The sequence below is a fragment of the Kineothrix sp. MSJ-39 genome (assembly GCF_018917935.1).
Taxonomy (GTDB): Bacteria; Bacillota; Clostridia; order Lachnospirales; family Lachnospiraceae; genus CAG-194.
The window spans coordinates 1-6,706 of sequence record NZ_JAHLPN010000036.1; the positions used below are offsets into that span (position 1 = coordinate 1).

8 protein-coding genes are annotated in these 6,706 nt (G+C 31.3%); 6 read left to right on the forward strand and 2 right to left on the reverse strand.

The window, feature by feature from the left end; translation table 11 throughout:
• The first annotated feature begins 227 nt into the window (after positions 1 to 227).
• The 6 genes from KQI22_RS13560 to KQI22_RS13585 are packed head-to-tail and all read left to right on the forward strand — an operon-like array spanning position 228 to position 5,479.
• Positions 228 to 989 carry a hypothetical protein gene (locus tag KQI22_RS13560; protein ID WP_216553370.1) on the forward strand — a complete coding sequence of 254 codons (762 nt, stop codon included), beginning with the start codon at positions 228 to 230 and terminating at the stop codon, positions 987 to 989.
• Positions 990 to 1,001: 12 nt separating this feature from the next.
• Positions 1,002 to 1,376: a hypothetical protein gene (locus KQI22_RS13565; RefSeq protein ID WP_216553373.1), complete on the forward strand. Its 375-nt coding sequence runs from the start codon at positions 1,002 to 1,004 to the stop codon at positions 1,374 to 1,376.
• An 8-nt stretch (positions 1,377 to 1,384) separates the two neighbouring features.
• Positions 1,385 to 2,188, forward strand: coding sequence for an HNH endonuclease (locus KQI22_RS13925; RefSeq protein ID WP_253293653.1), 804 nt, complete (start codon positions 1,385 to 1,387; stop codon positions 2,186 to 2,188).
• Positions 2,151 to 3,383 (forward strand): hypothetical protein, encoded by a 1,233-nt coding sequence (locus tag KQI22_RS13575; protein WP_216553377.1) that lies wholly within the window; start codon positions 2,151 to 2,153, stop codon positions 3,381 to 3,383. The genes KQI22_RS13925 and KQI22_RS13575 overlap by 38 nt, the downstream gene beginning before the upstream one ends.
• Entirely contained in the window at positions 3,370 to 3,798 is a 429-nt protein-coding gene (locus KQI22_RS13580; protein WP_216553380.1) for a hypothetical protein, read from the forward strand. Before KQI22_RS13575 ends, KQI22_RS13580 begins: the two co-directional genes overlap by 14 nt.
• Positions 3,791 to 5,479, forward strand: a complete 1,689-nt coding sequence (locus KQI22_RS13585) for a hypothetical protein (RefSeq protein ID WP_216553384.1) — start codon at positions 3,791 to 3,793, stop codon at positions 5,477 to 5,479. The genes KQI22_RS13580 and KQI22_RS13585 overlap by 8 nt, the downstream gene beginning before the upstream one ends.
• 131 nt (positions 5,480 to 5,610) lie before the next feature.
• Here KQI22_RS13585 and KQI22_RS13590 read toward each other — a convergent pair whose 3' ends face one another.
• On the reverse strand, positions 5,611 to 5,877 hold the full coding sequence (locus tag KQI22_RS13590; protein ID WP_216553386.1) for a hypothetical protein: 267 nt from the start codon (positions 5,875 to 5,877) through the stop codon (positions 5,611 to 5,613).
• Entirely contained in the window at positions 5,864 to 6,247 is a 384-nt protein-coding gene (locus KQI22_RS13595) for a plasmid mobilization protein (protein WP_216553389.1), read from the reverse strand. Before KQI22_RS13595 ends, KQI22_RS13590 begins: the two co-directional genes overlap by 14 nt.
• Positions 6,248 to 6,706 lie beyond the last annotated feature (459 nt).

The window sequence follows — 6,706 nt, forward strand, 5'->3', positions numbered from 1 at the left end:
TCATTTGTACTTTGTGTACTGGTTTCTTTTGTCTTGCCATAAAATAAGGCCTCCTATGATTTTATATTTTATCATAGAAGACCTTAAAATCCTATTTACAGAAAAACTTTCACAGACTCATAGTCAACCAGGATTTATTAGAATATATAAGTTTTAGAGAACGAAACTGCTATAATTTTCTTTGTCTTTATATTGAAAAAGTGCTTAGAGATAGTGGAATCTACAGAATGTTTGAGTATTTCTTCCGCTTACAAGATAAGAATAGTTTCAAAGAATTAAAAGATGCATATACATCATTTACTATACAAAATACACCTATTAATGGTGCAACAGAATGTGGACGTATTTTTACAAAAGTGTTAAATCCATTAGCCTGTAAATACAAAAAGTGTGGAACTGAAAGAGGTCATATTTCAAAAGATATTATTACTCAAGATAAAATTATGTATAACCAGAGAAATTGGCGTGATATATTATCGGAGAAGCCTAAAGATATGACTAGAGTAGATTATGAAGTTACATTGCCAAAACCGGATGAAGACTATATGACCACATATCGTATAAACAGAGCCAAGAGAAATCTTCGTAGATTTAATGATGTATATCGTAATAGTAAAACAGAAGTGTATGATGAGCGACACATAGATGATCCGGCAACTCAGATGCATCATATTTTTCCTGCCAATGAATATCCACAGATTGCAGATTATTTAGAAAATCTGATTGCATTAACTCCTACGCAACATTTTACTTATGCACATCCGAATAATAATACTCAGTATATTGACCGGGCGTACCAATATTTATGTTTGATTGCAAAGACTGGTTCAATAAGAGACAATTTAATTGGACATAAGAATGAACCTGTAATATATGATTTTTATCTGTATCAAAATGTATTGAATACAGGTTTAGAAACAGATGAATTCTTTGAAGTGCAGGAAATGGATTTTGACGGATTGTTAAATAAAATTGAAAAGTATTATTAGTGAGGATACGAAATGAAACGTAAAGAATTTAAGGAAGTATTGTTTGAGGCATTGAATAATGTTGTGGATGGAATGTCATATGACGATAAAATGCTACTTGTGCATAATTTGTTAGTGGATTATGAAAAGGATAATGAAGAAAAGCGAGATACTTCCAATAAAGGCAGTAAATGGACGGATGAAGAACTGAAAATAATTTTGTCTGATGCACCTACGAAAGAAAATTGTGTGAAATATGCCAGGTTATTTAAAAGAGGATATGGCAGTATAGAACAGATTTATAGATGGTCGGTAACTACAACAAAAGAAATGACAGACGAACGAAAAAGTGATAGTTTCATATTACAGGTAAAGAGAATTGCAAAAGAATTAGGAATCAGAGGATAGGTAGATTTATGAAATTAGATTGGGGTAATGTTTTAAAATTTGCTGATGAGAGAGAGTATTATGAAGTACTAGGATTTCTGGCAAAAGATGAAGAGTATATAAGGGTTTATACGGAAAGTAATGATAAATCTGGAGCATGGGCACCACAAGGGAGATTAGTATTAAGAAATGTGGATATTAGTTCTTTACCAGAACCTTTAATGAAAGCATTTGAGACAAGTTTAGATGGAAGAATTAGCGAAACAAAATATGTAAGGAATCTAAAAGAAAATCATTATTTCATCAAGGAAGTCGATCCCACAGGAAGTGATTTTACTAAATGGCTATACAAAGAGTCTCTTGAAAAAGTTTTGGAAACAGTGCCAAAAGAATATGAAAATGATTTTTATCGAGGATATCATTGGAATTGTGAAGTTGTTAAGAGAGCGAGAAATATATCTGCGTATGATATTAATTTGACGGAAGAATCAAAACAGGAGGAATTACAACCGCACACAGAGGGAAAGAAGACTGCTTACTACACAACAAAGTATGAACGAAGTGCTCAAAATCGAGAGGAAGCAATCCGTATACATGGAACAAAGTGTATGATATGTGGTTTTGATTTCGAAAAGAAATATGGAGAATTAGGTAAGGGGTATATAGAAGTACATCATATTAAACCGCTTTCCGATTTGAATGAAGAGGTTGTGGTAAATCCTGAAACAGATTTAATATGTGTATGTTCAAATTGCCATAGGATGTTACATAGATTTAGAAGTTATATGGTATCAGTTGAAGAACTTAGAAAGATTGTGGAAGATAATATTTGATGGTAGCGAAGAATCTTTTGCTTTCTATCTTACTAAAAAAGGATTTGAGGTGTATATAGTGAATGAAAGTGGGATAACATCACAGTATGGTTTTCTTTTTCAAAGGAAAGTATTTGTATTATACGTGTTAGAAAATATGAATGTTAAGCAACGATTTAGTTTTGAAGGAAAAGATGATGTTGAAATATCGGAAGATGAAAAAATATATGAATTAGACTCTTCAGAAAGTAATTGCGTGCAAGTGAAAAGTGGAAAAGTAGACAAAAACTGTTTTTCTAAAGTAATAGGGAATTGGTTGCTATTAGATTGCGTGAAGTCACAGAAATATACATTGTTTGTCGAGAATGAATTGGAAATTGATATGTCGATGGACAGTATAATATGCGAGATGCTTTCGTTTGTAGAAAAAGGGAAAAGTAAGAAAAAAACATCTATAGCAAATAAGATTTATGAGCAATATAAGGATGATGTTAATGATAATGAATCAAATAAGTTGAAAGATGATATTAGAAATATAGTTAATAGGATTACAATTGATAAATGCTCGATGGATGAATTGGATTTAAGACTGGAAACAGTTTTCTTTGAAAAGTACTGTACAGATATTTTAGAATATGATATTGCAAAGAAAAAAAGATTAGAAAAATTTATACAAGACATAAATAAGCAAATAGATGAGTCTATAAAGCGAAAAAAAACATATTCATTAGTGTTTGCGGAACTTATAAAATTAATAGTTACTGTAAGTGAAGAAATAAGTGATAAATCATATACTGTGGATGTAAAATTGTTAAAACCTGTATTCGCTGAGAAAGCAAAAATGATTGTAAATGAAAGAAAGAGAAGAGAAGTTAATCAATTATTTTTGGTTAATTCAAAAGAAGAATTTGTTCTCAGAGGAATTGTTAACGAAATATTTTACAAAGATTTTCGGGAGGTTTTTGCCGAACAGAAATCGCTTGATATATCAAACCTTGAAGAATTTGCAAGAGAAAATTATGATATTGCAAAAGATGAACTTGGAGTGGAGTGTACGCCAAAGAAATTATATGATAGAACAACAGTAACACCTATAGATAGTGATATTCTTCCAAAGGGATCAATGTATAGAACTGGTTGCTATATATATTTAACAAGTGATGAGATAGATGAGGATTTACAGATAGGATGGGGGGAAGAAAGTGAATCTAAATGATTTAATTAAAGAGGCGGAGTATGCTGATATAATTTTATCTCTTTTATCAGAACCTTATGAAATAAATTCTGTAACTAAAATGATATTTTTTTCATTCTGTATAAGATATGAGGAAAACTTTGCGTCTTATAGAAAGAGGAGCAGGGATTTTGTAGATGTATTTTTTGAAAATATATCTCTTAAATTAGATGTTAATTATAAAGATCTAGAAAGAATTATGAGCGTTTTAAGAATGCTTGAGAAAACAAGAAAAATAGCAATTAATAAAGATTCTATACAGATTTTAGAAGAGTTTAGCTATAATACGGAAAATGAATTTATAAAAATGTGTAATGGGAAAACTCCTAATCCGATATTGGAAATTAATAAATTAGATGCTACTGCTGTAATTGAGGAGGTAATACGTTATGTTTAAAATAGATATGATTAGGTTTAATCATAATGGAGAAACGCAGGAATATAAGTTTTCTGAGCATTGTTTCGTGTATGGGAAAAATACCCGTGGAAAAACAGCGTTGACAATAGCAATTGATTATATATTAGGAAGTAGCGATAAACTTACATATCAAGGGTTGGATAATATAGATAGCATGGAGGCATTGCTTAAAAACGATAAGACAAGTTTATGGATTAAGAGAACTGTTAACGAGAGTGGGTATTTTTATAAAAGAACTGAAGAAAGTGAATATTCTGAAATTAGTTCAGATACATATAAGGACAATATTTGCTTGATTTTGACTGATATTAGAAATAATAGATTTATAGAAATTTATAATAAAGTGTTTGATGAACATCCATCATTTAGGTCTTTTAATTTTTTGAATTATATAGAAGAAAAAGGTCTTGGAGATTTAAGTACAGTATTTACAAAAGCAAAAGAACTGAAACATAATATTAGAATAAGAAATATTATGAATTTTTTCTTTAACTTTGAAAATATTGAACAGATTTATGAGAAAGAACTTTTGCTTGATTCAAAAAATAGAGAATTAGATAAATTATCATCAGGATATCAAGAATATAATAGGAGTAAGGCGGAGCAAAAGAAAATATTTAAAGAATTACAGTTGGACTATACTGGAAAGTATGCTACAGATTATAAAACATTTTGTGACTTTAGAGATTCGTATGTAAGAAAAACAAAAACTAAATCAAAAGATTTAGTTTATTTGTCACAGGCATCATTTTCGCTTGCTGAAGAAATAAAAATTTATAATTTTATGAAAAATCAATCTAATAATATGGTTACACGCAAGGAGAGAATTAAGAGATTACTTTCAATTATTAATGATATTGTAAATGACGAGCCTGAATATGAATCATATACAAATTTTATTAAAGATACGATAAGGACGCTTGATGAAGAAAATGTTATTTTATCATTGTCTGATTATAACAAAGCGATTAGAGATATAGAAAAGGAAAAACAACAACTTGATAATCAAATCGAGGTTTTGAAAGCAACTTCGGAAAAACTTTCTTATGAGGATGCTATGAAAAAAGTCGGTTTATTAGAACATTTATTTATTGTTTTAAAGGAAGAGGTAGATATAGTTAAATATAGTAATTTATCTCAGGAGGTTGATAAATTAAAAAAAGAAATAAAAGAATTAAAAGCATCTTTTAATCAAAAAAAGATAAAAGATTTTAACAATAGATTGACTGAAAACTATCTTGGAAATGATTTAGATATAAAGCACTTGCAGGACGATGCGAAAGAAGATGGATTTTCATTAGAGTTTGATCCATTTAGACTGTGTTTGTTTGCAAAACATAAGGTGGGCGAAAATATTGTTAATTATATGCCGGGAAGTATGGCACGTCAAACGCATATTCAAATGTTGGTATATTTGACAATGTTTGAGTATTTAAAAGAGAATTTTATGGGATTTATATATATGCCATTATTAGTTATAGATTCTGCCAACCAACCTATGGGAGTAGATAGCTTCGAAAAGGTCTATCCAGTAATAATAGATATGGCGGACAGAATTGGAATTCAGACGATATTTATGTCTAAGGATAAAATTGGTGGAATAGAAGATAAAGATTTTATTGATATATCGGAGGGATTAAATAGATTTCATAAATCGTAAAATTCAACAAATGATTTAATTATAGAAGCATAATTATCACGATAATATCATTCTATAGGATTATGGTAACACTTCGAGTTTTTCCTGAGAAAAACTCGAAGCAATTTAAGATATAGCGATGCTATGCAGGTTTAATTGAATTCATTCATAGCATCCACATATTCCTGTAACCCATTGGGCTTGCAAGCTAATTCAGCATACAGCAGAGGATTTTCTTGCGCCAGCCGATATAGATATGCGATATCATCAGGTGTATCTAGCAAGACAGATGAACTGCATTCTTCACAACTAATAGTAAGAGGCGTGCCGGTATATGTATCATTGATAGCATTAATGATAACGGAATTAGTATCAGGTTCATACATGCCAAACAGGTAACAAGGATTATTTTGTTTCATGGTGTTCTCCTTCCCACAGATACTTAGCACCATCAAGCAGATCAATGATGGCTGTAAGCATATTGTTATAGTCGGTCTGTAGTTCCTTGATTTCATTGCTTGTAGGAAGATTGTTTAAAGTTTGATGTTCACAGCATTCAGTAAATGCTTTCTGCATTTCAAGTAATTGTAGATACAGTGCATTAACAGTCTGCACAAGAGGATATATAGTTTCTTTCTTGCCGACAACGCAGATGCGGTTATAGATGCAGGAACGGACAAAGTAATCTTTCTTCATCATACCACTGGCAAGAATGCGAGCTTCGATTTGCTTGCGTTCAGCATCGCTGATTCTAAAGCTTATAGTTGGATGTTTGTGTTGATTGCTCATAGAAAAGCTCCTTTCATAGTGGGTGTGGCAGCAGGCACAGTTAAGCACCCGCAAGCCACATTTGATTATTCGTTTTTAGTAGTAAAAGTAGATTATATCTGCCATGGATTTCGTGGAAGCAATATTGAATCATTGCAACTAATTTGCTACTAAAGTTTTTGAAAACGATATGAAAGGAGTAACATTAGATTGAATAATCCGGCTTCCGTGTCCATGCTGTCCGGCGAAAGGAAACCGTGATTCCGTTTTCTAGGAAACCACTATTCCGGAGGTGGAAACCATGAGTGTGTGAATAAAACTCTGTAAATGTAATCTTCTATGATAATGATTGGGCTGAAGGCTCTCAAATGAGCATTCAGCCCTTGCTTTATATATAACAGTGTCGATTCGAGCATGTCAAGAGCAGGCGAAAATTTCCGCCTGTAAAACAAGCTTTAAAGTTACTATTCGGGCAATCGG

Bases quoted from the DNA above. Each gene is read 5' to 3' on its own strand.
- KQI22_RS13560 (WP_216553370.1), top strand. From the start codon at position 228: ATGTTTGAGTATTTCTTCCGCTTACAAGATAAGAATAGTTTCAAAGAA.
- KQI22_RS13565 (WP_216553373.1), top strand. From the start codon at position 1,002: ATGAAACGTAAAGAATTTAAGGAAGTATTGTTTGAGGCATTGAATAAT.
- KQI22_RS13925 (WP_253293653.1), top strand. From the start codon at position 1,385: ATGAAATTAGATTGGGGTAATGTTTTAAAATTTGCTGATGAGAGAGAG.
- KQI22_RS13585 (WP_216553384.1), top strand. From the start codon at position 3,791: ATGTTTAAAATAGATATGATTAGGTTTAATCATAATGGAGAAACGCAG.
- KQI22_RS13590 (WP_216553386.1), bottom strand. From the start codon at position 5,877: ATGAAACAAAATAATCCTTGTTACCTGTTTGGCATGTATGAACCTGAT.
- KQI22_RS13595 (WP_216553389.1), bottom strand. From the start codon at position 6,247: ATGAGCAATCAACACAAACATCCAACTATAAGCTTTAGAATCAGCGAT.